The following is a 26,993-nucleotide window of genomic DNA, read 5'->3' as shown; positions in this document are numbered from 1 at the left end:
GCGATAAATTATTGGTTTAATGGCGGCACAAGCTCAAACGGCAGTAGCGGATCATCGTTTGTCGGCGTTTGTTCTAATTGAAAAAACTGCTGGCGGCTAAGTTCTACATACTCAAGCATTTCATAGTAACGGCGGATATTACGCACGTATATCACCGGCTCGCCGCCACGGGCGTAGCCGTGACGTGTTTGGCTGTGCCATTCACGTTCTTGTAACAGGGGCAGCGCGGCGCGCACATCCGCCCAGCTGTCGGGGTTGCCGCCGCGTTTCTCGGCAATCTTGCGGGCATCGTATAAGTGGCCGAGGCCGACATTATAGGCGGCCATGGCCATAAACAGACGGTCATCACCGGTAATGCTTTCTGGTAAGCGGTCTTTAACGCTGCGCAGGTAACGGGCGCCGCCATCAATGCTCTGTGCCGGGTCGGTGCGGTCGGCAATTCCCATGTCGCTGGCGGTGGGGTTGGTCAGCATCATTAAGCCTCGCACGCCTGTCGGCGAGACAGCATCCGGGTCCCAGTGAGATTCCTGATAGCCCACGGCAGCCAGTAGCTTCCAGTCAAAACCGGTTTCTTGGGCGGATTGCTGGAATAACTCCGTGTAACGGGGCAGGCGCGCATCCAGGTGACCAAGAAAAGTGCGCGTACCCACATACTCTAAATAGTCGTCATGACCAAAGTAGCGGCTGAAGAGTCGATCCAGCATGCCGCTTTCCTGTAAATCTTGTAGAAAACGGTTGGCGGCTTCGAGTAAACCCAGCCCGCGCCCGCTGGGTAACGCCCACACCATGGAGAGCGGGTCGCCCAGCGTAAAGCCACGTTCAACATTGGGGAAAAATAGCCGGTTTAAACGAAACTGATGTTCAAAGATCACCGCGGCGTCCAGGGTGCCGTCTTCAACCCGCGCCAACAGTTCAGCAACTTCAAGTTCATGAGACTCTTTCCAGCTCAGCGTGGGGTGGCGGCGTTGTAGGTCGCGCAGCGCTTCGCTGGTACCAGCCTTGCTAAGCGTGCCAAGCTCCAGACCGACAAGGTCGCTAGGTGCCTGGATGCCGTGAAGTCCGCGACGATACACGACCAGCGGCTGCATCTGGATAATCGGGCGGGTGTAGTGAACACCAGGCGTGCTTGGCAATAATGGCAGCGCAGCAGCACCCAGGTCGCCATTTTCGCGCACTGCGGGCAATACGCTTTCTGGGTGGTGAGTGGCGTCAAGATTAAGACTCACACCCAAGTAGTCGGCGAAACGGTGCATCAGCTCGTATTCAAAGCCGGTGGGGCCATGGCGGCCTTCGTAATAGGTCGTGGGGGTATTGCGGGTATGAACGGTAATAAAATCTTTTGCGCTGATATGCGTGAGATGCTCGCCTGGGGGGACGAGACAAAGCGTAGGTACCATCACCAGTAACGTAATAGCGGTTAACGCATAATAAGCGCTGGCTCGGGCTAAGAAATGTCGGCAAATCAACGTCAGCATGGCGTCTTGTCGGCATGAAACAATCTGCCACGATACCCAGCCAGGGTCACGCTGTCACCTTGTTGATTTCGTGTGGTGGCTGGTTTCCAGTATCATAGGGGTTTTTCGGTACCATAAAAGCACGGCCGCCTAGCGGCCCGGTAATTTCCCTGCACGAATTTCCCTGCTCTAGAGGCTTCAGGATATGCTCGAACTGCGAGGCGCGCCCGCCCTTTCTGCCTTCCGTCATGCTCGGCTGTTAACGGTGCTGCGTGAACGTGCTCCCGAGGTGGAAGCGCTGTCTGCCCACTATGTTCATTTTATCGATCTTAATTCCCATGACCGCCATGAGGAACTGGAGGACGCTGTCCGTGAACGTTTGGTGCAGTTACTTGACTATGGGACGGGCGATGGCACTCAATCGAGCGTAGAAGTGCCTGAGCGAGCCCAGCGTTTTTTAGTGGTACCACGTTTAGGTACTCAGTCACCCTGGTCGTCAAAAGCGACCGATATCGCCCACAATTGCGGGTTGCACCAAATTAACCGCATCGAGCGCGGTATCGATTACCGGGTCAGCTTCACCGCTATGCCGGACGAAGAGAGCTTGAACGCACTGGCGGCATTGCTGCACGACCGCATGACTGAAACCGTGCTGTCCGATGCTTCAGACGCTGCTAAGCTGTTTGCCCACCACGAGCCGGCACCGCTAGGCAGTGTGGATATTCTAGAGGGCGGTAGGGATGCACTGGCTACGGCCAATCAGGCGCTAGGGCTGGCGCTGGCAGAAGATGAAATCGACTATCTTGTCGATGCTTTCAATGAGTTGGGGCGTAACCCCAGCGACGTTGAACTGATGATGTTCGCCCAAGCCAACTCTGAGCACTGTCGCCACAAAATTTTCAACGCCGACTGGGTCATCGATGGTGAGCCGCAAAGCCACTCACTGTTTAAGATGATCAAGAACACCTTTGCGTCATCGCCGGATAATGTGCTCTCCGCTTACAGCGATAATGCTGCCGTCATTAAGGGCAGTCAGGCAGGGCGCTTTTTTGCTAAGCCGCTAACCGGGGCTGAAGAAGAGCGGGCGCTTTACGGCACCCATCAGGAACCCATTCATATCCTGATGAAAGTAGAAACACACAATCACCCCACCGCGATTGCCCCGTTTCCCGGTGCCGCAACGGGCTCGGGTGGTGAAATCCGTGATGAGGGCGCCACAGGTATCGGCGGCAAGCCCAAAGCCGGCCTGTCAGGTTTTACCGTCTCCAATCTGCGCATTCCTGAGTTCGTGCAGCCTTGGGAAGCCTTCGATTACGGCAAGCCAGGGCGGATGGAGTCGGCGCTCAACATTATGCTCGAAGGCCCGATTGGCGGCGCGGCGTTTAACAATGAGTTTGGTCGCCCCAATCTAACCGGCTACTTCCGTACTTACGAACAGGAGTCATTGAACGAGGGCGGTATCGAGCGGCGCGGTTTCCATAAGCCCATCATGCTCGCGGGCGGTTATGGAAACATTCGTGCGCACCACGTCCAGAAGGGTGATATCCCTGTTGGCGGCAAGCTGATTGTGATGGGCGGCCCGGCGATGTTGATTGGCCTTGGCGGCGGTGCCGCCTCCAGCATGGCGTCTGGTACCTCTAGCGCCGACCTGGATTTCGCCTCGGTACAGCGTGAAAACCCGGAGATTGAGCGTCGCGCCCAGGAAGTGATTGACCGCTGTTGGGCGCTGGGCGACCACAACCCGATCCGCTTTATTCACGATGTAGGTGCCGGTGGGCTTTCTAACGCACTTCCCGAGCTGGTCAAGGACGGCAACCGCGGCGGCCGATTTGATTTGCGCGCGGTGCCCAACGCCGAGCCGGGCATGAGCCCGTTGGAAATCTGGTGTAACGAAGCCCAGGAGCGCTATGTCCTGGCCGTAGCGCCCGAAGATCTGGAAACCTTTGACGCGCTATGTAAGCGCGAACGCTGCCCCTATGCGGTCGTTGGCGAGGCGTTGGAAGCGCATCACCTTGAAGTGCGCGATGGTCACTTTGATAGCAAGCCCGTCGATTTGCCGATGAGCGTGCTGTTCGGTAAAGCGCCCAAAATGCAGCGCGAATTTGAGCGTCACGACCCAGAGCTTTCGGGGGTAATGCTCGATAATCTCGATCTGCGCGAAGCGCTGGATCGCGTGCTACGCCTGCCGACGGTAGCCTCTAAAAACTTCCTGATCACCATTGGTGACCGTTCGATTACCGGCTTGGTGGCACGTGACCAAATGGTCGGTCCCTGGCAGGTGCCGGTGGCCGATGTGGCGGTCACCACGGCAAGCTACGACACGCACACTGGTGAAGCCATGGCCATGGGGGAGCGTCCCCCGGTGGCGTTGATCAACCCTGCAGCCAGCGCCCGTTTGGCGGTCGCCGAAGCGATTACCAATCTAGCCGCAGCGCCAATTGCCAAGCTCAGCGATATCAAACTCTCTGCTAACTGGATGAGTGCTGCTGATCACCCAGGTGAAAACCAGGCGCTTTATGATGCGGTTTACGCAGTGGGCATGGAAATGTGCCCGGCGCTGGGTATTGCAATCCCAGTCGGCAAGGATTCAATGTCGATGCGTACCGCCTGGAAAGATGAAAACGAGCAGGGTGAGCACGAAGACAAAAGCGTCACCTCGCCGCTCTCGCTAGTGGTGACTGGCTTTGCACCCGTGACCAATGCGTTGGCGACGCTAACGCCGCAGATCAATCTGGATCAAGACGAATCGGATCTGATTTTGATTGATCTGGGTGGCGGGCAAAATCGCTTGGGTGGCTCCGCCTTGGCCCAGGTATACGGCCAAGTGGGCAATGACTGCCCCGATGTGGATGACCCCGAAGATATCAAGGCGTTTTTTGAGGTGATTCAGGGCCTCAATCGCGACGGGAAGCTGTTGGCGTATCACGATCGCAGCGATGGCGGCCTGCTGGTCACCCTGCTGGAAATGGCCTTTGCCGCCCATGCCGGGCTTGAGATCAAGCTCGACTGGATGATCGACGAACCGGTCGAGGCATTGAATGCGCTGTTCTCCGAAGAGTTGGGGGCGGTAATTCAGGTCAATCGTCAACACACTGAAGAAGTGCTGGCGCAGTTTGCCGTGGCCGGTATCGAAACCTGTGGTGTGATCGCCCGCCCCCGCTACGATGACCAGGTGCGCGTGACGCTGTTCGAAGAGCCGCTACTGGAAACCACGCGTCAGCTTACCCAGCGTACCTGGGCGGAAACCAGCTACCGTATGCAGGCATTGCGGGATAATCCTGAATGCGCCAAGAACGAATACGACAATCTGCTCGATAGCCGTGATCCAGGGCTTTCCGCAACCCCAACCTTCGATATTAATGACGATATCAGTGCGCCATTTGTTAATACCGCCAAACCTGCCATGGCGGTGCTGCGCGAGCAGGGCGTCAATGGCCAGGTAGAAATGGCCTGGGCCTTCGATAAAGCCGGTTTTGAAGCAGTGGATGTACACATGAGTGACATCCTCGAAGGGCGCGTTTCTCTGGATGCGTTCAAAGGGCTTGTCGCTTGTGGCGGCTTCTCCTATGGCGATGTATTGGGTGCAGGTGGTGGTTGGGCTAAATCGGTGCTGTTTAACGAGCGTGCCCAGGAGCAGTTTGCGGCGTTTTTTGCCCGTGATGATAGCTTCTCATTGGGCGTCTGCAACGGCTGCCAGATGCTGTCGCAGTTGAAGTCGCTAATCCCCGGTGCCGAAAACTGGCCGACTTTCGTGCGCAATGAGTCCGAGCAGTTCGAGGCGCGGGTTTCCATGGTGCGGGTTGAGAAGAGCCCTTCGATTCTGCTAGCCGGTATGGAAGGCTCGCAGCTTCCCATCGCCGTGGCCCATGGCGAAGGACGCGCAGAATTCCGTGACAGCGCTCACTTACGCAGCATGCAGTCGAGTAGCCAAATCGCGCTGCGCTACATCGATAACTACGGCCAAGCGACCACCCGCTACCCGGCCAACCCTAACGGTTCGCCCTCGGGCATTACCGGCCTGACCACGCCCGATGGCCGGGTGACCATTATGATGCCGCATCCTGAACGCGTCACTCGGGCGGTCACCAATTCCTGGCGACCGGCAGAGTGGACCGAAGATGGCGCCTGGTTACGTCTGTTCCGCAACGCTCGGGTTTGGTTGGGTTAACGAAGACACCCTTATAGGTGAACAATGACGCAACACGACAAGGCGGCCTCCGGGCCGCCTTTCGCATCCCCCATGCAGACGCCCCAGTTACGCCCCTACCAGCAGGAGGCGGTAAAGCGGGTGGTAGGGCACTTTCGCGCGTCCAGTGAGCCGGCGTTGGTAGTGCTGCCGACCGGGAGCGGTAAATCCCTGGTCATCGCTGAACTGGCGCGTCTCGCTCGGGGGCGGGTATTAGTGCTGGCCCATGTGCGAGAGCTAGTGGAGCAGAACCATGCCAAGTATCAGGCGTATGGCCTCGAGGCAGATATATTTAGCGCCGGGTTAAAGCGCAAAGAGGCAACCCGGCAAGTGGTGTTTGGCTCGGTGCAGTCGGTGGTGCGCAACTTAGAGCAATTTAATGACGCAAACTTTACCCTGCTGGTGATCGATGAGAGTCACCGCGTATCGCTCAATGAAGACGCCAGCTACGGTCAGGTGATCGAGCACCTGCGCCGCCACAACCCTCAGCTTAAAATACTCGGGCTTACCGCGACGCCTTACCGATTGGGGCAAGGGTTTATCTACTATCGCCACCATCACGGCATGGTGAGGGGCAGCGAAGAGAGTTTCTTTCGCGACTGTGTGTTTGAGCAGCCGCTGCGTCTAATGGTGAAGCAGGGCTATCTGGCGGCCCCAAAACGCCTGGATATGGCCATAGAGGGCTACGACTTCTCCGCGCTCAAACCCGCTTCAAGCGGCCTGTTCCAGGAGGAAGCGCTTAACCGAGTAGTGGCTGGAAGCCGGGCGACGCCGGGCATTATCGAGCAAATCATCGCACGCGCGGTGGATCGGCAGGGCGTGATGATTTTTGCCGCTACCGTGGCCCATGCAGAAGAAATTATGGGCTATTTACCGCCGGCTGAGGCCGCCTTGATTACCGGCGCGACACCCTCTCAAGAACGCAAGGCGTTGATTGATGCCTTCAAGGCGCGGGCGATTAAGTACCTGGTGAACGTGGCGGTACTGACCACCGGTTTCGATGCGCCGCATGTGGATCTGATCGCTATTTTGCGCCCTACGGAGTCGATTAGCCTCTATCAGCAAATGATTGGGCGTGGGCTGCGTCTTTCGCCGGGTAAAGAGGACTGCTTGATTCTGGATTATGCTGGTAACCCATGGGATATCTTCGCGCCGGAAGTGGGCGAGCCGAAGCCCGATAGCGACAGCGAGCCGGTGCAGGTGGAGTGCCCCGCCTGTGGTCATGCCAACCTCTACTGGGGCAAGCGCGATGGCGAGCTAGTCATCGAGCACTTCGGCCGTCGCTGTCAGGGGTTAGTTGAAGATGATGAAGGAAAGAAACGCCAATGTGACTTCCGTTTCCGCTTTAAGGTTTGTGATGAGTGTGGCGCCGAGAATGACATTGCTGCCCGCTGCTGCCACGGCTGCGACAGGCTGTTGGTGGATGCGGATGATAAGCTCAAGGATGCCCTTAAGCTGAAAGACGCCAAGGTATTGCGGGTCAGCGGTATGCAGCTGGAAGCGACCACCAATGGGCGAGGCCTGCCGCGTTTAAAGGTCACTTATCACGACGAAGATGGCGAGCATCTCTCCGAATGGTTCGCGCTGGAAACGTCGGCCCAGCGGCGCGCTTTCTATGCTGCCTTTCTGCGTTACCATCTGCGTGCACCGGGAGGCAAATGGACGCCACTTAGCGCTGATGAGGTCGTCGCTGAACAGCACCGCCTGCGCCACCCTGACTTTGTGGTAGGGCGCAAAGTAGGCCGCCATTACCAAATCCGCGACAAGCTGTTTGACTATGTTGGCCGCTACCGAAAAGCCAGCGATGCGGGTTAGTCCGTTTGACGTTTACCCTCTAATAGAGCAACGCGAATGCAACCGACTTTGCTAAACTGTGCGATTGTGTTGATTCACTTTTACCAAGAGAGCCGACCCGCGTGAGCGAGACGTCAAGCGATACTGCTGATCTTGAAAGCGCTGAAGCTGTGACCGCTGAGCCAGTGGCGGTTTCGCTTGGGCGCCTGTTTAATGAGCCGATTACGCAAATGCCGGAGGATTTATACATTCCTCCCGAGGCGATGCGGGTTTTTTTAGAGACCTTTGAAGGCCCGTTGGATTTGCTGCTCTACCTGATCCGCCGCCAGAATCTCGATATTCTGACCATCAACGTGGCGACCATCACTCATCAGTACATTGAGTATGTGGAACTGATGAAGGCCATGGAAATTGAGTTGGCCGGTGAGTACCTGTTGATGGCCGCCATGTTGGCGGAAATTAAATCCCGTACGTTGCTGCCGCGTCCCCCGAAGGTAGAGGGCGATGAGGAGGAGGATCCCCGCGCTGAGCTTATCCGCCGCCTCCAGGAGTATGAGCGCCTTAAAGAAGCAGCTGAGACGCTGGATACGCTACCACGTATGGGACGCGATTGGTTTAGCGTGCAGGCAGGGTTACCTCCGCTGGAGTCCCGAGTAATTCACCCTGAGGTAGAGTTGGATGAGTTGCTCAGCGCGTTGTCCGATATCCTTAAGCGCGCCGAGCTGGTTCAGGCCCACCAGATTAGCCGTGAAGTGCTATCTACCCGCGAGCGCATGCTGAAAATCATGGAGCAACTCAGTCACGATGATGCTCATCACCGCTATACCTCGTTTGAATCGCTATTCACCCTTGAGGAGGGGCGGGCAGGTGTCGTAGTGACCTTTATGGCGATTTTAGAATTGGCCAAAGAAGCCATGATTGAAATTGTGCAGAATGCACCGCTTTCGCCGATTCACGTACGGGCGAGGCGTGCCGCCCTTGCTGACGATGAGGAGGGCGCTTTTGAGGATAACCAGATAGAAGACGATGCCTATGGCGAATCTGCCTTTGAACCTGGTGAGGAGACGCCATGAGTAACGTCGCCACCGCGTTAGATGACATTATTGAGGCGGCGCTTCTGGCCGCTGGCGAGCCGTTACCCCTGGAGCGTCTAGAAACGCTTTTTGTTGAGGGTGAATGCCCTACACGCAAAGAGTTTCGCGATGTCCTTGAACGTTTACAGCTACGCCATTCGGGGGGCGCTCTGGAGCTTTTGGAGACGGTCTCAGGCTATCAGTTGCGCATTCGTCCCCGCCTCTCTCAGTGGGTGTCGCGGCTATGGGATGAGCGGCCCCAGCGCTACTCCCGGGCCTTGTTGGAAACCCTGGCCTTGATTGCTTACCGCCAGCCGGTCACCCGTGGGGATATTGAGGAGGTGCGCGGGGTCAGCGTGAGTAGCTCTATTATGCGTACGCTGATGGAGCGCGGTTGGATTCGGGTCGTTGGCCACCGTGATGTGCCGGGGCGCCCTGCGGTATACGCCACCACACGCAGCTTTTTAGACGATTTTGGGCTAAAAACACTTGATGCACTGCCACCCATGCACACGCTGGTAAGCTGGGACGAGAACCAACTACCCGAAGAGCCGGGGATGATGACGGATGATGCGGGAATCGATGCAGGAAGTGGCCCAGATGCTGAGAATGAAGCACTAGACGAAACGATCAAAACGGTGCAGGATGCGCCACCCCAGAAAGAAGAGCTTACGTCGGCTGAAATAGCCGATACGCACGCCGAGACGGCGTTAACCCAGCCGCTGAGTTTTGCCGATTTGCAGGCACGGCTCGCGGCACGTGCACAACGCGCTAATGAAGATGAGCGCGAACGCACGCAGACTACCGATGTGAGGTCAGACGACCATGAATCAGAGTAATAACACCACACCCCCTACCAGCGAAAAGCTGCAAAAAGTCCTGGCTCGTGCAGGTCTTGGCTCACGGCGTGAAATGGAAACGGCGATTTCCGATGGCCGCGTTAAGGTGAATAGCCAAGTAGCCAAGCTAGGCGATCGTGTTGAAGCGCGGGATAAGGTCAGTTTTGACGACCGACCAGTGTCGCTGCGTCCGGAAGAAGAAGTGCCGCGCCGGGTGATTATGTACAACAAGCCGGAAGGTGAGCTGTGCACGCGCAAAGACCCAGAAGGTCGACGCACGGTATTTGAACGCTTGCCGCGTCTTAAAGGTGAGCGCTGGATTGCGATTGGCCGCCTGGATATCAATACCAGCGGTTTACTGCTGTTCACAACCGATGGCGAGTTAGCTAACCGCTTGATGCACCCCTCCACCCAGGTGGAACGTGAGTATGCAGTACGTGTCATGGGAGAAGTGACGCGTGAGCACATCCTGGCGATGGTGGATGGCGTCATGCTGGAAGATGGCCCTGCGCGTTTTACCGACGTTCAGGAGTTCGGGGGCGAGGGCATCAACACTTGGTTCCATGTGGTGATACTGGAAGGCCGCAACCGCGAAGTGCGTCGTCTTTGGGAGTCCCAAGGGCTCACGGTCAGTCGCCTGAAACGTGTACGCTATGGCAACATCTTTCTCGATAAGCGCGCTAAAGCAGGCGAATGGGTCGAGCTTACCCAGGATGAGGTGGATGACTTAGCCACGCTGGCTAACTTAGAAACACGCAAGGTGCCCGCGTTAACGCCGGATGAAAAGAACCGCTGGAGTCGTGATAAGCACAAGCGCAAGCCGGTTCAAGCAATGCGTAAACCGAAAAGCAGAGCCCGTTAAGCACGCTCATGCTATGCACGGTTAAGGTTCGTTTTTATTATTCGACGCTAAAAAACACTTGCTATCAAAGGGGTGTAAGCGTAGGATATGCATCCGTTCAGGCGGGTCGTTAGCTCAGTTGGTAGAGCAGTTGACTTTTAATCAATTGGTCGCAGGTTCGAATCCTGCACGACCCACCATATCAATCGCTGTTTTGATCATGGTTTTTGATAGCTGTTGAAGTAACGTCTTCAAGCAGCCGTTAGATTGAAACGGGTACTGAACATCTGAAACATCGAAACAGTGATGTGAATAGCAAGGATGTGAAGAGCAAGGCAAATTTGGGTCGTTAGCTCAGTTGGTAGAGCAGTTGACTTTTAATCAATTGGTCGCAGGTTCGAATCCTGCACGACCCACCAAATTCAACGCCCCTGTCAGCTTGCTGCCAGGGGCGTTTTGCTATGCCGGTGAATAGCGCCTCAGGGTAACAACGCTAGTGTAACAATCTGTTTGCAGTAGGCAGCTATTTCCCACCACAATGGTCTAGAATAGATTTCCTGACGATAGGCCGCCGCGAGAGACGCAGCCGCCTATCGCGCACGCGAGCGATATAGGGGTAAAGCAATAAGCACCTATGCCGTGACCCAGTGTTTAACAGGGGGATTCCCTGTTCGTCACAGTGGTAGACACGATGACTATTATGACTACTCAAGCAGAGCTTAGTGCTCCGCTGCCCGTTGCGTATTGCCCGACCCGCATTCCTGCGCAAGACCAAGCACGAGTTGGCGAGATCAAACGGCTGTTGAAAGCCCATAATGCCGTTCTAGTAGCGCACTATTACACCGATGACGCGATCCAACAGCTAGCGGAAGAAACAGGTGGCTGTGTCGCCGATTCGCTGGAGATGGCGCGCTTTGGTGCCCGCCACGACGCCACCACGCTAGTGGTCGCCGGGGTTCGCTTCATGGGAGAAACCGCCAAGATATTGTCGCCTGAAAAGCGCGTACTGATGCCCACCCTGGAAGCGACCTGCTCGCTGGACATTGGTTGTCCTGCCGATGAGTTCAGCGCTTTCTGCGATGCGCATCCTGATCGCACCGTAGTGGTTTACGCCAATACCTCCGCAGCGGTTAAGGCACGGGCGGATTGGGTGGTGACATCCTCAATTGCGGTTGACGTGATTGAGCATCTACAGGCTAACGGTGAAAAAATCCTGTGGGCGCCCGACAAGCATTTAGGCGGCTATATCCAAAAGAAAACAGGCGCAGATATGTTGATGTGGGATGGCGCTTGTATCGTCCATGAAGAGTTCAAGGCCAAAGGCGTTGAAGATCTTAAGCGCATCTATCCTGATGCGGCTGTGTTGGTTCACCCCGAGTCGCCCGAGCCGGTCGTCAGGCTTGCCGATGTGGCTGGCTCTACTTCACAGTTGATCAAGGCGGCTAAAGAGCTGCCCAACGATAAGCTGATTGTGGCGACTGACCGAGGCATTTTCTTCAAAATGCAGCAGGCGGTACCCCATAAAACCCTATTTGAAGCGCCAACGGCGGGTAACGGCGCCACCTGCCGCAGCTGTGCCCACTGCCCCTGGATGGCCATGAACGCGCTGGATAATCTGGCGGGTGCGTTACGTGAAGGCAGCGGTGAAATTCAAGTGGATGAGCCGTTGCGTCTAAAGGCCTTAAAACCCCTTGAGCGGATGCTTAACTTCACCATTTAGCGAGAAAAGATTAACCGAGTGTCATTGCGAGCGAAGCGACGCAATCTCGGGGCTGCTTCTACCACTGCTGATTGAGATTGCCGCGTCGCTGCGCTCCTCGCAATGACATATGGGAGTCATTGCGAGCAAGCGACGCAATCGCGAGGCTGCTGCCAGTGCGGGTTGAGATTGCCGCGTCGTTTGACTGCTCTCAATCCTTGTTCAGCGGCTTACGTCTTTCATTTAATTAAAATCTTCCAGCGCCTCGCGATAATCCATAAAGTCTTCTCGGCGCCGTTCTATGCGCGCCAGCGCCTGTTGGTCATTTTCTCGCTCGGCGGCATCCCTGGCAATAGAAAGCTGACGGATGCCGCGGTCTACGCGGCCGGTCAATTGAAGATGCTCGGCACGCGCTAAATGGCCCCAGCTATCATGTCCACTACGTCCGGCTGCCTCTGCTAACAGGTTAAAGCCCTGCGGATTGTCCGGGTGTTGAGAGGTAATATCGTTTAACAACTGATAAGCAGCTTGCGGATCGCGCTGTAGCTGTGCTTCGGCCAATATTAATTGTGCAGGGAGGTACTGGGGCATCAAGCGAAGCAATCGCTGGCTGCGCTGAATGGCTGCATCGTATTGACCGGCTTCGAGTGCGACGCTTGCCGCAGAGGCGGGCAGCATAGCAAAGTCAGGGTGCTCGGAAGCAAGCCTATCCAGTTGCGCCAGAGCGCTGTCGATCTGGCTATTGCGAGCTGCGATCAGTGCCGCTAAGTAGTCCTGAGCGGCTTGTTCGGCACCTTCCTGGGCTAGGCGCGAGGCTGCCTGCTGAGGCGTATTGCTATAAATACTCAGCAGCGCGCGGGCACGCATCATGTCGTAGAGAGTATTGCTGGTGTAAGCATCAGCGACATTCAATTGGGCAGCGCGATCCTGAGCGGCACTTAAACGGTTGTCGGTGACCGGGTGGGTGAGCAGGAACTCCGGCGGCGTATCGCCCTGCAGGCGGGTCATGCGTTGCATCGCTGCGAACATGCGCACCATTGCGTCGGGGTCATAGCCTGCGTCCGCCATTGCCTGAAGGCCTATATTGTCGGCTTCTTGTTCGAACAGCCGCGAATAGCTGAGCTGGTCCTGAATCAAGGCCGCCTGGGATCCCATTGCGGCTGCAATGCCAGCGTCCCCTCCGCCACTTGCGGCAATCAGCATGCCGGCGAGCATTGCCGCCATCGCGGGCAGTTGGGTCTGAGCCGCACGGGCGCTGCCCCGGGCATAGTGTCGTTGAGAAAGGTGGCCCAGCTCATGGGCCAGCACCGAAACAAAGGCGCCCTCGTCCTCGGCGAATGCAAATAACCCCGAATTGATGCCCACCACACCGCCAGGCACGGCAAAGGCGTTAAGAGAGCCATTATCGACCATGACAGTGGTAATGCGCAGGCCGTTAATCTGGCTGTGAGGGGCTAGCCGAGCAATAAGACTTTGCAAGTAGTCATTCACGATAGGGTCTTGCCACTGGGGGGCTTGGGCACGAAACTGGCGCAACCAGGCTCTTCCCAAACGGTACTCTTCATTACTGACGGACGTAGATGCCGCCCCTAAGCTTGGCAGGCCGTCATTGTCGATGGCGGCGCTTTGTGGACTGAAAAATAAGCTACCACAGGCACAAGCAAGCGCACATATCCAGCTTGGATAAGCAAAATGCAGAGTCGGCATGTCATCCTCAATCAGTGATGGTGTAGGCGCAGTGGTCAACGCATGACAATGATAAAACTGTGACATTGATAAACACAGGGAAGTGCCGTTAAATCGACTACCTAGTAAAATCAATCGCTAAAAAGACAGTTTATGTAACAATGCCGTGACTATGCAGGTTATTTTGAGGGAGGGGTATATGTCTGAGCAAACCGGGGGCTTTCAACCTGACACGGTGCTTGACGCTTGTGGGCTGCATTGCCCGTTGCCCTTGCTTAAAGCTAAGCAGGCATTGGCGGGGTTGGCGGCAGGTCAGTTACTGGAGGTGCGTTCCACGGATGCTGGCTCGTGGCGCGACATGGCGTCATTTACTGACCAAAGCGCACACACGCTAGAAGGCCGCGAACAGCGCGATGATGTGTATGTGTACTGGATTCGCAAAGCAGGGGATGCGAACTCATGACGCTGCGCACGATTTTAAAAAGCTGGGTTGAACGCTACTTTTCGGACGAAGAAGCGCTGATTTTGCTGGTAGTGTTGGTGGCGGGCTTTGCGGCGATAATCTGGTTCGGGCGTATGCTGGCGCCGTTTTTTACCGCGCTGGTAATCGCATTTCTACTCCAGGGCGTGGTGAGCGCGCTTACCCGGAGAGGTTTGCCGCATCTGCTGGCGGTGATCATGGTTTTTTTGGCATTCATCAGTGTGTTGCTAACCCTGGCGTTTATTTTAATGCCGCTGATTTGGAATCAGCTAGTGGGACTAGTGCAGGAAACGCCGCGAATGTTCGCCAGTGGTCAGGGATGGTTGGACGAGCTACAGGCGCGTTATCCGAACATTATAACGCCGGATCAGATGCAGAACTGGATAGGGGTGGCGAGCCGCGAAATCAGCCAGTTAGGACAGCGCGCCTTAACCCTCTCGCTGGCATCGCTGGGCAACATTATGTCGCTAATTATCTATCTGGTGTTGGTGCCAATTTTAGTCTTCTTTATGCTCAAGGACCGTGACGTATTGGTGGGCTTTTTGCTTTCGCTGTTGCCCCAAAAGCGCACGCTGTTATCACGTATTTGGCGAGAGATGGATGATCAAATTGCCAACTACATTCGCGGCAAGTTCATTGAAATCATCATTGTGGGTACGGTGACGTTCTTTACCTTCGCGTTCTTTGGTTTGCCGTATACGGCGCTGCTTGCCGTGCTAGTGGGATTCTCAGTGCTGGTACCGTATATCGGCGCGGCGGTAGCCACGCTGCCAGTAGCCGCGGTCGCTGGTTTTCACTTCGGTATTAGCGAAGAGTTTGTGTATGTACTAGTAGCATATGGTGTCATTCAGGCGCTGGATGGCAACGTATTAGCCCCGGTTTTATTCTCTGAAACCAACAACATTCATCCCGTTTCGATTATTGTGGCGGTGCTGTTTTTTGGCGGTATTTGGGGCTTCTGGGGTATTTTCTTTGCCATCCCATTGGCAACGCTGCTGAAGGCGCTAATCTACGCCTGGCCGCGTGGTATGCATAAGCGAGATGAGCAGAGAGGGGTGCAAACCCCGGCGCGGGAGTACGAATAAGACTTACCGACTGATCGCGCCAGCGATCAGTGCGGGCAGTGGCGTTAGTATAAGAAGCTGCGAGGAGCGTTAACGGGAGGCGTTAAGCGTTTCCGCAGCGGCGAGAACCTCGTCAACGTGGCCAGGCACCTTAACACCGCGCCACTCATTGGCTAGCTTGCCCTCCTTATCGATCAAGAAGGTGCTGCGTTCGACGCCGAGGTGCTCTTTGCCATACATTTTTTTGAGCTTGATAACATCAAAGAGCGTGCAAATACTTTCGTCTTTGTCAGAGATGAGATCAAAATTGAAATCTTGCTTGGCCTTAAAGTTCTCCTGAGCACGCAGGCCATCGCGTGAAACGCCGAGAATAACCGTATTGGCGGCATCGAAAGCGGGTTTGCGGTCACGGAAATCACCGCCCTCGGTGGTGCAGCCGGGCGTACTGGCTTTCGGGTAAAAGTAAACCACGACTTGTTTGCCGCGCAGTTCCGACAGCGTCACAGTGGCACCCCCGGTGACGGTGGCGGAAAAATCAGCGACGGGCTGGCCGATTTCAACAGGCATAATGCGTCCTTTTTGATAGAGAATGGTAAGATTGGTCCTTGTGCGCGATTACACGTAACCCAGACGCCGTTGTCAAAGCGCAAATCAAACTGTCGGTAAACTCACACCGCTTTGCGCTGTACAGGCATGAATCGCCTGAGTACCATTTGGCCTCTGTGCGATGAAGGCGCTTGATGCAAGATATCGCGCTTGGTTTCGACAAACAAAACACATCGATAGTTAATATCGCAATTTGGCTGGTGAGGAATAAACGGATGATCACAGGCAGCATCGTCGCCCTGGCGACGCCTATGAAGGTCAATGGCGACATCGACTGGGAGGCGCTACGTCGTCTGGTGAACTTCCATCTTGAAAATGGCACTGATGGCATCGTTGCGGCGGGCACGACAGGCGAACCAACCACTATGTCGTTTGCGGAACACTTTGATGTAATTCGCAGCGTGGTAGAGGAGGTAAATGGCCGTATCCCCGTTATTGCTGGTACAGGGGCCAACGCCACGTCAGAGGCAGTGGAATTAGCGCGCTATGCCGGTGAAGTCGGGGCTGATTATTGCCTGTCAGTTTGCCCGTACTACAACAAGCCTACCCAAGAGGGCCTTTATCAACACTTTAAGGCCGTCGCCGAGGGCAGTAAGCTGCCAGTAATCCTATATAACGTGCCGGGCCGCACCTGCTCAGATCTCTACAATGAGACCGTCTTACGGTTGGCCGAAGTTAATAATATTATTGGTTTAAAAGACGCGACAGGGAACCTGGAACGTGCAGAAGATCTAATCACTCGCCTCAAGGGCAGTGGTTTTATGCTCTACTCCGGTGACGATGCCACTGCCTGTGATTTTATGTTGATGGGGGGCCATGGCGATATCTCTGTGACGGCAAACGTTGCTCCCCAGGCGATGCATGATCTATGCGCGGCAGCCGTGGCCGGTGATGCTGACAAGGCGCACCAGATTAATACGCGTTTGATGCCGCTCCATACCAATCTGGGTATAGAGTCTAATCCTATCCCCGTAAAGTGGGCTTTGCATCGCATGGGCTACGCGGACGCAGGTATTCGTTTACCGCTGACCTGGCTGTCGGAAAAATACCACGCCACCGTTAGCGAAGCGCTACAGCTGGCAGGCGTCGTAGAGGAGTAACCCGGCGCAATACCCTTTGCTACCCAGCTTGCTTATCGCTGAGCTGGGTACCTGATTTGTTGACTTAAGGTGGCTTGATGAGCTCTGTGCTTGAAAAACGTGCGCTTAAATGGATACCGCTGGCACTCGTAACGGCCGTCACCCTCGCAGGCTGCGCGCGGGATGGTTTTTACCACGACCGGAACCTGGACTATACCGAGGCCGCCCCAGCGCCGCCTCTGGTGCTGCCGGAGACCCGCAACACCCAGCGTTACCGTGATGCGCTGCCGGTTCCTCAAGCCGCCACCCAAGGGGAACGGCTTGACGAAGCGGCAGAGATTCGCCCGCCGCAATCCCTGGCGATGGGGAGTGGTCTGGAGCCTGAGTACGTTGAGCGACGCGAAGTCGGCGATCAAACATGGTTAGTGGTGGCCGCCGATACCGGTACGGTATGGCCCCAATTGGAAGAGTTTGTGCGTAGCCGTCAGTTGAATGTGCTGGAGAGTAGCGCTTCTCAAGGCGTTATCGTCACCCCCCAAGCGGAAATACGCCTGCAAAGCGCACTGCGCGCAGGCAGCAGCGAAGTCCGCTGTGAAAGCGGCGGCCAAACCATGACCAACTGCTTGGAAGCGTTGGAAAGCCACCTGAGTGCACGTGGCGCATCCGCCAGCGTGTCGTCGTCTTGGACGGCTCAGCGCCTTACCGATGAGCAATCGCTGCAAATTCGTGAGCAAGGCGACGAGTGGGAAGTGGTTATCCCGCAGCCGGTTGACCGCGTTTGGGCCGAGCTGAATCACTATCTTGAGCTGGATTTTGCGCAAGAAGGTACACGTGACTTGCTTGCCGCTGACCCCAGCGAGCACGAGTTTCTGGTCGAATATATGACCGAAACCGAACGCAACCGTAACCCACTGCAAATTGTCTTCAGCGCGGACGTGCGCAAGATGTCCCAAGAAATCCGTCTTGTCCTGCAGCCTAACGGCGACCAGACGATTCTGCGAGCTATTAACGCTAGCGAGCGGGCATTTAGTGCCGCTGATCAGCGTGAGCTGCTTGAGCGTATCTCCGGCTATTTACGTTAATTTATTGAACTTTGACCCCGTTACGGAGCCCCCATGGAAAAGCGCCAAGAACTCTACGCCGGTAAGGCGAAATCTGTGTATACCACCGACGATCCGGATTTGTTGGTGCTGAATTTTCGTGATGACACCAGCGCTTTTGATGGCAAAAAGAAAGAGTCGCTAGCCCGTAAGGGAATGGTCAATAACATCTTTAACGCCTTCATTATGGAGCGGTTACAGGAAGCGGGCATACCTACCCATTTTGAAAAGCAGCTCTCTAACACCGAGAGCCTGGTCAAAAAGATGCAGATGATTCCGGTGGAATGCGTGGTGCGTAACATCGCTGCCGGTGGCCTGGTAAAACGGCTCGGCGTAGAAGAGGGTATGGCACTCACGCCACCTACCTTCGAGTTGTTCTTGAAGAATGACGAGAAGGGCGATCCGATGATTAACGAGTCGTTGGCGGAGACCTTCGGCTGGGCAACACCTGAGCAGTTAGCCAAAATGAAGGTATTAACCTTCAAGGTTAACCATATCCTCAAAGCATTGTTTGCTGAGAGCGATATGCTGTTGGTGGATTACAAACTCGAATTTGGTGTCTTTAAAGGCGAAGTCGTGCTGGGGGATGAGTTCTCCCCGGATGGTTGCCGTCTATGGGATGCCAATACCCGTGAAAAGCTGGATAAAGATCGCTTTCGTCAGGGGTTAGGCGGTGTGATTGAGGCATACGAGGAAGTCGGGCGCCGTTTGGGTATTACCTTTCCCGCTTAAGTCGACTTCGTTATTTCATTGCTTAGTGTAAGGTTCGATAGCCATCACCTCTAAGGTGGTGGCTTCGCCTGTTTGGCGTGGGCAAAACTTTACGTCTACATCGCGTAGCCGAACACCGTAGAGCCGATCAGAGGCTTTATCTTTCTGCTTATAGGCAGGCCTGGGGTCTTGGCTTACGACCTGCTCGATTAACGCATGCAGGGTAGCGCCATCTTGGCGCTGTGTAAGTGTATCCAGAGCAGCTGGGTGAAAAGTGACTGCCACCCGCGGCGGAGTCTGCGGGGCAAAGCCGGCCTGTGCATTAGGTTGAGATTCAGCCCAGGGCAAATAGGGCTTGATATCAACCACCGGCGTGCCGCTGACTAAGTCGCAACCCTGTAGCTGAAGGGCGACGCCTTGTTGGGTGTCGATGCCGATCAGCTTCACCAGCGATAGCCCCAGTCGATTAGGCCGATGTGTGCTGCGACTGGCAAAAACGCCTACCTTTGTATTACCACCCAGGCGGGGCGGCCTGACGAGCGGTGACCAGCGATCAGGGCTTTGATGAAAAATGAAGCTCAACCATAGGTGGCTAAATTCTTCTAAACCGCGTACCGCTAGAGGATCGTTATAAGGGGCGATGAACACAAGCTTGGCATTGGCAGCCGGCGCTAACCCAGGCTGGCGCGGAATGCCGAACTTATCCGGATAGTCGCTGACCACATGGCCAATGGGGGTCAGCGTAAAATGCTCGCTGTTAGGGGCATCGTCCATCACACTGCCTTTTGCTAAGGTGAATCCGTGTAGGGTTGATCCCCGTTATATAAGGCCAAAAATATAAGGCCAAAATAGTATAAAGCAGGCCAATGGCTTAAGCGTGATCAAATGATAGCTGAACAGCTCAGGGGTGACGCATGAATAATAGCGAAGAGCAACTAGCGCCAACGCCAACCAGTACGCGGGTAGTGTATCGTGCTGCGCTGGCTCGGGATGCCGCCGATCAGGCGGAAGTATTTTACCACGCCGTCATGCAAGGAGCAGCCACTCACTACTCACTGGCTGAGAGGCGTGCCTGGGCCCAGGCGCTTCCCCGGGAAGGGAGTGCCTGGGCGGTGCGCCAAGCGCTGTATACCACGTTAATTGCTACCTGCGATGGCCGCTGCGTGGGGTTTCTTGAATTGGATTTAGACGCCGGAAGGATTGAAACGCTCTATGTGTGGCCTTCGCTGGCCGGTCGTGGAATCGGCACGACGCTGCTGGTACACGCCGAGCGCTTGCTGCTCGAGCAGGGCAAGAGCCGGGTGGAGATTGAAGCCAGTTCGATGCTCCATGAGCGCTTACTGCGCCGTGGCTGGGAGAACCACGGCGAGCAGTGGGTTGAGCGCAGCGGGGAGTCGCTCAAGCGTTATCGGCTTTCCAAGGCACTTAACGCAGTGGAAACGTAAGCGGAACTTAAACACTGCGGAACTCATACACTATAGCTGCGTGTAATGCGCATTGAGAGGTCGATGGAGGCGATGTCTTTGGTCAGGGCGCCACTGGAGATACAGTCAACGCCCGTGTCGGCGATTGAGCGCAGGGTGGCAGCATCAACGTTGCCTGAGGCTTCTAGGGTGGCTCGGCCGCCGTTAATTTCGACAGCCACCTGGAGATCTTCAATGGCAAAATTGTCGAGCATGACAATATCAGCACCGGCTGCCAGCGCTTGATCTAACTCTTCAAAAGTTTCCACCTCGACTTCAACGGGCAGGTCGCTGGCCAGCTTGCGCGCTTGCGCCACTGCCGCTTGAATGCCACCGCAGGCTGCAATGTGGTTTTCTTTGATCAAAAAAGCGTCCCATAGCCCAATGCGGTGATTGTGCCCGCCACCACAGGTGACCGCGTATTTCTGTGCCAGGCGCATGCCGGGTAACGTTTTACGAGTATCCAGTAGACGTACACCGGTACCATCAATTAAATCAACATAGGCGCGTGTCGCCGTGGCTGTAGCCGAGAGTGTTTGCAACACATTTAGGGCTGCGCGTTCTCCGGTCAGTAGGGTGCGGGCTGGGCCTTCCAGGGTTAAAAAACACTGACCAGCCTTAAGCTTATCGCCGTCGGCGGCCAGCCAGGTCAGGCTTACTCGGTTATCCAAGCGGCGAAATATTTCATCCACCCAGGCCGCACCGCACAGTACAGCGGCTTCACGGGTAATAACGTTGGCGGTGGCCCACTGGTGTTCAGGGATCAATTGCGCGGTAATATCACCCGCACCGACGTCTTCGGCCAATAGGCGAGCAGCGCTGGCGCGGATTTCTTCAGCAAGAGCGGATTGATAATGCATGGCAGTGGATTCTCTGAACGTCTGCGAGGGTGCTCGGCAGTATAGTGAAAAAAAGCAGCGAATGAGAGCAATGAAAGAGAGCAATGAAAGAGAGCAATGAAAGAGAGTGACTACGTAAAGGAAACCTTGCGCGTGAATGAGAAGCAACCCCCTGGCGGCTGGTGGAATAATGCGCGACAAGTTGTCTCACCCAACTGTGATGCGCGGCCTACGCATGACGTTTCGCTGCTACTTCTGCATGCGATTAGCCTGCCTCCTGGTGAGTTTAGCGGTGATGCCATTGAGGCATTATTTACCAATCAATTGGCGGTCGGTGAGCACCCTTTTTTCGCTGAAATCGCTCACCTAAGGGTTTCGGCGCATTTGCTGATACGTCGCGACGGCGAATGCGTTCAATTTGTTGATACGGACCAACGAGCGTGGCATGCCGGGCGTTCCTATTGGTGGGATGCCCATCACCTCAAGTGGCGAACAGCACTCAACGATTTTTCGGTGGGTATTGAGCTTGAGGGGGATGACATTACTCCGTACACCAGGGCTCAGTATGACGCTCTGGTAAAGGCGGCGGCTTGGCTAATGGCGAAATATCCACAGCTAAATATCAACCGAATTACTAGCCATGCCCATGTCGCCCCATTGCGCAAAACCGACCCCGGTCCAGCATTTGATTGGGCTTACTTTCGGCAACGATTAGCGTCAAACGCTGTGTATTAGCGCATACATTAAGTAAATCAATAGCTAAGTGTCTCTATCACAATAAAATAAAACGGTAGTTTAATTACAAGTATCAGACTGCCAGTAGCAGCTGCTAATACTCTGTGTATTGCTTATGTTGCAGTGCAATAGTTTGTTTTCGATAGGCTTTTCCACTGCGACAGAATTGGCAGCGTGGCGACTTTGAGGTATCTTCACCTATACAAAAGGCTAACTTTTACGGCATTTATGTAGCTTTATTACATCCATAAGTACGTAGCTTGTTGAATGTAGAGCTAAAACCCTTATCCGGCGTTTAATCACCGGCTAATTGTTGGCGCGTGGTGGAGTTCCACACCGCCGCCCCAGGCCCTTCAGGGTAGCGGGGCTTATAGTCATTATTCGTCATTCGGAGAGACCTCTATGAGTCTGGAGACAAGAGAAGATCTCGATCCGATCGAAACCACGGAATGGATTGATTCCTTGGAGTCGGTGTTGGATCGTGAGGGCGAAGATCGTGCCCGCTACCTAATGACCCGCCTGGCGGACCGCCTGCGCAGGGACGGGATGAAGGTACCCTTCTCGGTGACAACCCCGCACCGTAATACGATACCGCTTCACCGCGAAGCGCCGATGCCTGGCGATCTTTTCATGGAGCGGCGTATCCGCTCTCTGATTCGCTACAATGCTATCGCCCAGGTCATTCGTAACAACCGCGCCAAGCCGGGCCTGGGCGGCCACATCGCCAGCTTTATGTCTTCGGCAACGCTTTATGATGTGGGCTTTAACCATTTCTTCCGCGCACCCAAGGATGATTTCGCTGGCGATCTGATTTATATCCAGGGGCATGTTGCGCCGGGTATCTACGCGCGCTCCTTCCTGGAAGGCCGTTTGTCTGAAGAGCAGATGGACAAATTCCGTCAAGAAGTCGATGGTGGCGGTCTATCGTCCTATCCGCACCCCTGGCTGATGCCGGATTACTGGCAGTTCCCCACGGTTTCCATGGGCCTTGGCCCGATTCAGGCGATCTATCAAGCACACGTGATGAAGTACCTGCATCACCGTGAAATGAAGGACATGTACGATCGCAAGATCTGGTGCTTCTTGGGCGACGGCGAATGCGACGAGCCGGAATCCTTGGGCGCTATTTCTCTGGCGGGACGAGAAAATCTCGATAACCTAATCTTCGTCATCAACTGCAACCTACAGCGCCTTGATGGTCCTGTACGCGGTAACTCGCGGGTGATGGACGAGTTTGAAGGCGTGTTCCGCGGTGCTGGTTGGAACGTAATCAAGGTTGTTTGGGGTCGCCACTGGGATCCACTGTTCGAGAAGGATAAGAAAGGCTTCCTTCAAAAACGTATGGACGAAGCGGTCGACGGCGAGTATCAGAACTACAAGGCCAACGGCGGCGCGTATACTCGCGAACACTTCTTCGGCAAGTACCCTGAAACCGAAGAGATGGTTAAAGAGCTTTCCGATGAAGATATTTGGAAGCTCAACCGCGGCGGTCACGATCCGTTCAAAGTATACGCGGCCTATCATGAAGCGGTTAATACCTCTAACGGCAAGCCCACCGTCATCCTGGCCCATACCGTTAAAGGTTACGGCATGGGCAGTGGCGATGGCGAAGCGGCCAATGAGGCGCACCAAGTAAAGAGTATGGAATACGAAGCGCTGAAGAAATTCCGCGACCGTTTCGGCATTCCGCTCAGTGACGAACAGCTTAAAGACGTGCCGTACTACAAGCCGGAAGAGGATTCGCCCGAGCTCAAGTACATGCATCTTCAACGCGAACGCCTGAACGGCTACCTGCCGAGCCGTCGCAGCGACTTTGAAGCGTTGGAAATCCCCAGCCTCGAAGACAAGACGTTTGCCTCGCAGATGGGCGGCTCGAAAGGGCGCGAAGTCTCTACCACCATGTCCTTTGTGCGCGTGCTCAACGGCTTGGTAAAAGACAAGAAGCTCGGCAAGCAGGTGGTGCCGATTATCCCTGATGAAGCGCGTACCTTCGGTATGGAAGGCATGTTCCGTCAGTTGGGTATCTACACCGCTGAAGGCCAGAAGTACGAGCCGATGGATAAAGGCCAGATCATGTACTACCGCGAGGACCAGAAAGGCCAGGTTCTCGAAGAAGGTATTACCGAAGCGGGCGCGATGTCTGCGTGGATTGCTGCAGCAACGTCCTACAGCAACAACCACATTACTCTGCTGCCGTTCTACATCTACTACTCCATGTTCGGCTTCCAGCGTATTGGCGATCTGGCATGGGCCGCAGGCGACTTGCAGGCGCGCGGCTTTATGGTCGGCGGCACGGCAGGGCGTACCACGCTCAACGGCGAAGGCTTGCAGCATCAGGATGGCCACAGCCTGATTCAGGCATCCACCATCCCCAACTGCCGCAGCTACGACCCCACCTACGCCCACGAAGTCGCGGTTATCGTGCAGGATGGCCTGAAGCGCATGTTCACCGATAAGGAGAACTGCTTCTACTACCTAACGGTAATGAACGAGAACTACGAGCACCCAGCACTGGAAAACGTACCGGTCGACGATATCGTCAAGGGTATGTACTTGCTGCGCGAAACCAAGGGTGACAAAGGCCGCGTTCAACTGCTGGGGTCTGGCACCATTCTTCGCGAAGTCGAAGAAGCCGCCGTACTGCTTGAGAATGATTGGGGTATTGGTGCTGACATTTGGAGCGTGACCAGCTTTAACGAGCTGCGTCGTGAAGCATTACTGTTGGACCGTGAAGCCTTCTTGAGCCCAGACGCTGAGGCGAATAAGCCTCATGTCACCAAGTGCTTGGAAGGTCGCGATGGCCCAGTTATCGCTTCTACCGATTACATGAAACTTTATGCGGATCAAGTGCGCGCCTGGGTGCCGGGTGACTACACTGTATTAGGTACCGATGGCTTTGGTCGTTCAGATACCCGCGAGAAGTTGCGTTACTTCTTCGAAGTAGATCGCTACTTCGTGACTGTCGCAGCGCTGCGTGCGCTGGCTGACCGCGGTGAGATTGATCGCAAACAGGTCGGTGAAGCGCTTAAGAAATATGGCATTGACGCCAACAAGCCTAATCCGCTGACTAGCTAAACCGCTGCCCGGTGGGCGGTTGCCCACCGGCTCGATCCGATTTGGAAGGAGCGCGACCTTGAGTAGCGAAATCATCAAAGTTCCCGATATCGGTGGCGATACCGATGTCGAAATCATCGAGATTGCGGTGTCAGAAGGCGACGTCATTGAAGCGGAAGACACCCTAATCACTCTGGAATCCGACAAGGCCAGCATGGACGTACCGGCGCCTAAAGGCGGTAAAGTTCTTAAAGTGCTGGTCAAAGAAGGCGATAGCGTCTCCGAAGGTGATGATATCGTCGAGCTGGAAGTCGAAGGCGGCGGCGACAGTAGCGATGCCGAACAGCCAGAAGAAGCGCCAGCGAAAGAAGATAAGCCGAAAGAGCAGTCTCAAGAACGGTCTCAAGAACAGCCGCAGGAGCAGAAGCCCGCTGCCAAGAAATCAGCCGGTGGAAAGCAAACGGTTGATATTAAAGTGCCGGACTTGGGCGGCTCAGATAACGTTGAAATTATTGAAGTCGCCGTGAGCGAGGGCGATGACGTCAACGCTGAAGATACGCTGATTACCCTGGAGTCTGATAAAGCCTCCATGGACGTGCCCAGCCCTCATAGCGGTAAGATTGTTAGCTTTACCGTTAAAGAGGGCGACACGGTTTCTGAAGGCGATGTGATCGGCCAGATGGAAATCGTTGGCGAGGGCGATGAAGGTGAAAGCGAAAGTGCTGATGCCCCGCAACAGGCTGACGATCCCAAAGTATCCGATGACCTTAAAGCCGCCGAAGAAACAGCCGAGCAAGAAGAGGCTGATAGCGACGGTGAGCCCGAGCGCAAAGAGATTCGCGTACCGGATCTTTCCGGCGCCTCTGATGTGCCGATTATCGAAATTGGCGTGGCCGCCGGTGATGAGATCAACGAAGAAGATCCGCTGATCACCTTAGAGTCTGATAAAGCCTCTATGGATGTGCCCAGCCCTTATAAAGGCAAGCTCATTGAGCTGACCGTTAAAGAAGGTGACACCGTCTCTGAAGGCGATGTAATCGGCTATATTGAAGTCGCTGCCAGCGGTGGTGGTAAAAAAGCAGCACCGAAAAAAGCGGCCCCTGAGAAATCAGCGCCTGAAAAAGCTGAGCAGAAAAAAGACCAGCCGAGCAAGCCTTCTGAGTCTTCTGCTGGAACGCCCAGCCCCGAAGCACAGATGGCGGCCCACAAACCTCGTGATGGCAAACTGGTTCACGCCGGTCCGGCGGTGCGTATGTTGGCCCGCGAGTTGGGCGTTGACCTTGAACTGGTAAAACCGAGCGGCCCGAAAGACCGTGTGCTTAAAGAGGACGTACAGTCTTATGTGAAGCAGGCCATTGCCAATCAGGGTAAAGCTCAGCCAGGCGCGGCAGCTGCAGCTACCGGTGGTGCGGGTATTCCGGCCATTCCAGAAGTCGACTTCAGTCAGTTTGGTGACGTAGAAGAGAAGCCCATGGGGCGTCTGCTCAAAATGGGGGCAACCAATCTGCATCGCAGCTGGCTGAATGTGCCTCATGTCACGCAGTTTGATGAAGCTGACATTACCGAACTGGAGGCTTTCCGCAAGGCCATGAAGGCTGAAGCGGAGGCTCAAGGCGCCAAGCTGACACCGTTGCCGTTTATGGTCAAAGCCTGTGCTTTTGCGCTGCGTAAATTCCCGCAGTTCAACGTCAGCTTGAAGGGGGACGGTGAAACCTTGGTATGGAAGAACTATGTCCATATCGGTATCGCTGTCGACACGCCCGATGGCCTGATGGTGCCAGTGGTACGTAACGCCGATACAAAATCCTTGATTGAGATTGCCAAGGAGATGGCAGAGCTGGGCAAGAAAGCACAAACCAAGAAGCTCAAGCGCGACGAGATGACCGGTGGCTGTTTCACTATTTCGAGCCTCGGCTCGATTGGTGGTACTGCCTTCACACCGATCGTCAACGCGCCGGAAGTGGCTATTTTGGGTGTATCTAAAGCGCAGATGAAGCCGGTATGGGATGGCAGTGCCTTCCAACCACGTCTCATGATGCCGCTATCCCTCTCTTATGATCATCGAGCGATCAATGGGGCTGACGCGGCACGCTTTACTGCCTTCCTGGCAGATGTGTTGACCGATATTCGTCGCTTATTGCTGTAATGATTAGCGACTAGCTCTGTCAAGCGGCGCCCTACGGGGCGCCGCTTGTGTTTGGCTTGTCGGCAAGAGGTTTACTGTTGATGGCTTGCTTGGGGCGACCAAGGTCGTAGTGATTGCATCATTTGACTGCTTTCGCTTCAAAA

The 26,993-nt window shown here is 55.2% G+C and carries 20 protein-coding genes and 2 tRNA genes; 17 read left to right on the top strand and 5 right to left on the bottom strand.

The features are described 5' to 3' along the window. Positions 1-8: 8 nt before the first annotated feature. Positions 9-1,475, bottom strand: coding sequence for a membrane-bound lytic murein transglycosylase MltF (mltF, locus tag ACW44H_RS15655; protein ID WP_113269005.1), 1,467 nt, complete (start codon positions 1,473-1,475; stop codon positions 9-11). Positions 1,476-1,659: 184 nt separating this feature from the next. Between mltF and purL the strand changes: the two genes are divergently transcribed. From purL to nadA, 8 genes are all read left to right on the top strand, one after another. Further along, positions 1,660-5,622, top strand: a complete 3,963-nt coding sequence (purL, locus tag ACW44H_RS15650; RefSeq protein ID WP_457505463.1) for a phosphoribosylformylglycinamidine synthase — start codon at positions 1,660-1,662, stop codon at positions 5,620-5,622. A 72-nt stretch (positions 5,623-5,694) separates the two neighbouring features. After that, on the top strand, positions 5,695-7,455 hold the full coding sequence (locus tag ACW44H_RS15645) for a DEAD/DEAH box helicase (RefSeq protein ID WP_457509059.1): 1,761 nt from the start codon (positions 5,695-5,697) through the stop codon (positions 7,453-7,455). Positions 7,456-7,556: 101 nt separating this feature from the next. Continuing rightward, a complete protein-coding gene (locus ACW44H_RS15640; protein WP_457505462.1) occupies positions 7,557-8,507 on the top strand; it encodes a segregation and condensation protein A in 951 nt (316 codons plus the stop codon). Next, a complete protein-coding gene (gene scpB, locus ACW44H_RS15635; protein ID WP_457505461.1) occupies positions 8,504-9,346 on the top strand; it encodes an SMC-Scp complex subunit ScpB in 843 nt (280 codons plus the stop codon). The genes ACW44H_RS15640 and scpB overlap by 4 nt, the downstream gene beginning before the upstream one ends. Beyond that, entirely contained in the window at positions 9,333-10,208 is an 876-nt protein-coding gene (gene rluB / locus ACW44H_RS15630; RefSeq protein ID WP_113269233.1) for a 23S rRNA pseudouridine(2605) synthase RluB, read from the top strand. Before scpB ends, rluB begins: the two co-directional genes overlap by 14 nt. 103 nt (positions 10,209-10,311) lie before the next feature. Continuing rightward, positions 10,312-10,387 (top strand) — tRNA-Lys (locus tag ACW44H_RS15625). Positions 10,388-10,530: 143 nt separating this feature from the next. After that, positions 10,531-10,606: transfer RNA gene (locus tag ACW44H_RS15620), tRNA-Lys, on the top strand. A gap of 272 nt (positions 10,607-10,878) precedes the next feature. Continuing rightward, on the top strand, positions 10,879-11,907 hold the full coding sequence (gene nadA, locus ACW44H_RS15615; protein ID WP_457505460.1) for a quinolinate synthase NadA: 1,029 nt from the start codon (positions 10,879-10,881) through the stop codon (positions 11,905-11,907). Positions 11,908-12,129: 222 nt separating this feature from the next. Here the strand turns inward: nadA and ACW44H_RS15610 are convergent, their stop codons facing one another. Then, positions 12,130-13,593, bottom strand: coding sequence for a M48 family metalloprotease (locus ACW44H_RS15610; protein WP_457505459.1), 1,464 nt, complete (start codon positions 13,591-13,593; stop codon positions 12,130-12,132). Positions 13,594-13,771: 178 nt separating this feature from the next. Here ACW44H_RS15610 and ACW44H_RS15605 point away from each other — a divergent pair, with 178 nt between their 5' ends. Further along, entirely contained in the window at positions 13,772-14,035 is a 264-nt protein-coding gene (locus ACW44H_RS15605; RefSeq protein ID WP_113269012.1) for a sulfurtransferase TusA family protein, read from the top strand. Further along, the gene (locus tag ACW44H_RS15600; protein ID WP_457505457.1) at positions 14,032-15,138 is read left to right on the top strand and encodes an AI-2E family transporter; all 1,107 of its coding nucleotides are present in this window, start codon (positions 14,032-14,034) and stop codon (positions 15,136-15,138) included. The genes ACW44H_RS15605 and ACW44H_RS15600 overlap by 4 nt, the downstream gene beginning before the upstream one ends. Before the next feature lie 69 nt (positions 15,139-15,207). Here ACW44H_RS15600 and ACW44H_RS15595 read toward each other — a convergent pair whose 3' ends face one another. Further along, on the bottom strand, positions 15,208-15,684 hold the full coding sequence (locus tag ACW44H_RS15595) for a peroxiredoxin (protein ID WP_457505456.1): 477 nt from the start codon (positions 15,682-15,684) through the stop codon (positions 15,208-15,210). 254 nt (positions 15,685-15,938) lie between these two features. Between ACW44H_RS15595 and dapA the strand changes: the two genes are divergently transcribed. The 3 genes from dapA to purC all read left to right on the top strand — a co-directional run bounded on the left by dapA (position 15,939) and on the right by purC (position 18,634). After that, positions 15,939-16,823, top strand: coding sequence for a 4-hydroxy-tetrahydrodipicolinate synthase (gene dapA / locus ACW44H_RS15590; protein ID WP_113269234.1), 885 nt, complete (start codon positions 15,939-15,941; stop codon positions 16,821-16,823). A 77-nt stretch (positions 16,824-16,900) separates the two neighbouring features. Continuing rightward, positions 16,901-17,884, top strand: a complete 984-nt coding sequence (gene bamC, locus ACW44H_RS15585; protein ID WP_457505454.1) for an outer membrane protein assembly factor BamC — start codon at positions 16,901-16,903, stop codon at positions 17,882-17,884. Between the two features lie 33 nt (positions 17,885-17,917). After that, complete coding sequence (gene purC, locus ACW44H_RS15580; protein ID WP_457505453.1) at positions 17,918-18,634, top strand: phosphoribosylaminoimidazolesuccinocarboxamide synthase; 717 nt, start codon at positions 17,918-17,920, stop codon at positions 18,632-18,634. Between the two features lie 15 nt (positions 18,635-18,649). Here the strand turns inward: purC and tsaA are convergent, their stop codons facing one another. Next, positions 18,650-19,387 carry a tRNA (N6-threonylcarbamoyladenosine(37)-N6)-methyltransferase TrmO gene (tsaA, locus tag ACW44H_RS15575; protein ID WP_457505451.1) on the bottom strand — a complete coding sequence of 246 codons (738 nt, stop codon included), beginning with the start codon at positions 19,385-19,387 and terminating at the stop codon, positions 18,650-18,652. Between the two features lie 140 nt (positions 19,388-19,527). Here tsaA and ACW44H_RS15570 point away from each other — a divergent pair, with 140 nt between their 5' ends. Next, positions 19,528-20,058: a GNAT family N-acetyltransferase gene (locus tag ACW44H_RS15570; protein WP_457505450.1), complete on the top strand. Its 531-nt coding sequence runs from the start codon at positions 19,528-19,530 to the stop codon at positions 20,056-20,058. Between the two features lie 23 nt (positions 20,059-20,081). Here ACW44H_RS15570 and nadC read toward each other — a convergent pair whose 3' ends face one another. Further along, entirely contained in the window at positions 20,082-20,936 is an 855-nt protein-coding gene (nadC, locus tag ACW44H_RS15565; protein ID WP_457505449.1) for a carboxylating nicotinate-nucleotide diphosphorylase, read from the bottom strand. 132 nt (positions 20,937-21,068) lie between these two features. On the opposite strand from nadC, the gene ampD reads away from it, so the two are divergent. From ampD to aceF, 3 genes are all read left to right on the top strand, one after another. Then, positions 21,069-21,650 (top strand): 1,6-anhydro-N-acetylmuramyl-L-alanine amidase AmpD, encoded by a 582-nt coding sequence (ampD, locus tag ACW44H_RS15560; protein WP_457505447.1) that lies wholly within the window; start codon positions 21,069-21,071, stop codon positions 21,648-21,650. A 402-nt stretch (positions 21,651-22,052) separates the two neighbouring features. Beyond that, the gene (aceE, locus tag ACW44H_RS15555) at positions 22,053-24,725 is read left to right on the top strand and encodes a pyruvate dehydrogenase (acetyl-transferring), homodimeric type (RefSeq protein WP_457505446.1); all 2,673 of its coding nucleotides are present in this window, start codon (positions 22,053-22,055) and stop codon (positions 24,723-24,725) included. 58 nt (positions 24,726-24,783) lie between these two features. Next, complete coding sequence (gene aceF, locus ACW44H_RS15550) at positions 24,784-26,850, top strand: pyruvate dehydrogenase complex dihydrolipoyllysine-residue acetyltransferase (protein ID WP_457505445.1); 2,067 nt, start codon at positions 24,784-24,786, stop codon at positions 26,848-26,850. Positions 26,851-26,993: the final 143 nt, after the last annotated feature.

This window comes from Vreelandella sulfidaeris Esulfide1 (assembly GCF_054072535.1).
This window is presented reverse-complemented; position numbering and strand designations above follow the sequence as displayed.

Excerpts from the sequence above, each read along its gene's own strand:
- aceE (WP_457505446.1), top strand. The coding sequence starts at position 22,053 with ATGAGTCTGGAGACAAGAGAAGATCTCGATCCGATCGAAACCACGGAA.
- nadC (WP_457505449.1), bottom strand. The coding sequence starts at position 20,936 with ATGCATTATCAATCCGCTCTTGCTGAAGAAATCCGCGCCAGCGCTGCT.
- tsaA (WP_457505451.1), bottom strand. The coding sequence starts at position 19,387 with ATGGACGATGCCCCTAACAGCGAGCATTTTACGCTGACCCCCATTGGC.
- bamC (WP_457505454.1), top strand. The coding sequence starts at position 16,901 with ATGAGCTCTGTGCTTGAAAAACGTGCGCTTAAATGGATACCGCTGGCA.
- nadA (WP_457505460.1), top strand. The coding sequence starts at position 10,879 with ATGACTATTATGACTACTCAAGCAGAGCTTAGTGCTCCGCTGCCCGTT.
- purL (WP_457505463.1), top strand. The coding sequence starts at position 1,660 with ATGCTCGAACTGCGAGGCGCGCCCGCCCTTTCTGCCTTCCGTCATGCT.
- purC (WP_457505453.1), top strand. The coding sequence starts at position 17,918 with ATGGAAAAGCGCCAAGAACTCTACGCCGGTAAGGCGAAATCTGTGTAT.
- rluB (WP_113269233.1), top strand. The coding sequence starts at position 9,333 with ATGAATCAGAGTAATAACACCACACCCCCTACCAGCGAAAAGCTGCAA.
- mltF (WP_113269005.1), bottom strand. The coding sequence starts at position 1,475 with ATGCTGACGTTGATTTGCCGACATTTCTTAGCCCGAGCCAGCGCTTAT.
- dapA (WP_113269234.1), top strand. The coding sequence starts at position 15,939 with ATGATCACAGGCAGCATCGTCGCCCTGGCGACGCCTATGAAGGTCAAT.
- ACW44H_RS15595 (WP_457505456.1), bottom strand. The coding sequence starts at position 15,684 with ATGCCTGTTGAAATCGGCCAGCCCGTCGCTGATTTTTCCGCCACCGTC.
- ACW44H_RS15600 (WP_457505457.1), top strand. The coding sequence starts at position 14,032 with ATGACGCTGCGCACGATTTTAAAAAGCTGGGTTGAACGCTACTTTTCG.
- ACW44H_RS15610 (WP_457505459.1), bottom strand. The coding sequence starts at position 13,593 with ATGCCGACTCTGCATTTTGCTTATCCAAGCTGGATATGTGCGCTTGCT.
- scpB (WP_457505461.1), top strand. The coding sequence starts at position 8,504 with ATGAGTAACGTCGCCACCGCGTTAGATGACATTATTGAGGCGGCGCTT.
- ACW44H_RS15645 (WP_457509059.1), top strand. The coding sequence starts at position 5,695 with ATGCAGACGCCCCAGTTACGCCCCTACCAGCAGGAGGCGGTAAAGCGG.
- ACW44H_RS15605 (WP_113269012.1), top strand. The coding sequence starts at position 13,772 with ATGTCTGAGCAAACCGGGGGCTTTCAACCTGACACGGTGCTTGACGCT.
- ACW44H_RS15570 (WP_457505450.1), top strand. The coding sequence starts at position 19,528 with ATGAATAATAGCGAAGAGCAACTAGCGCCAACGCCAACCAGTACGCGG.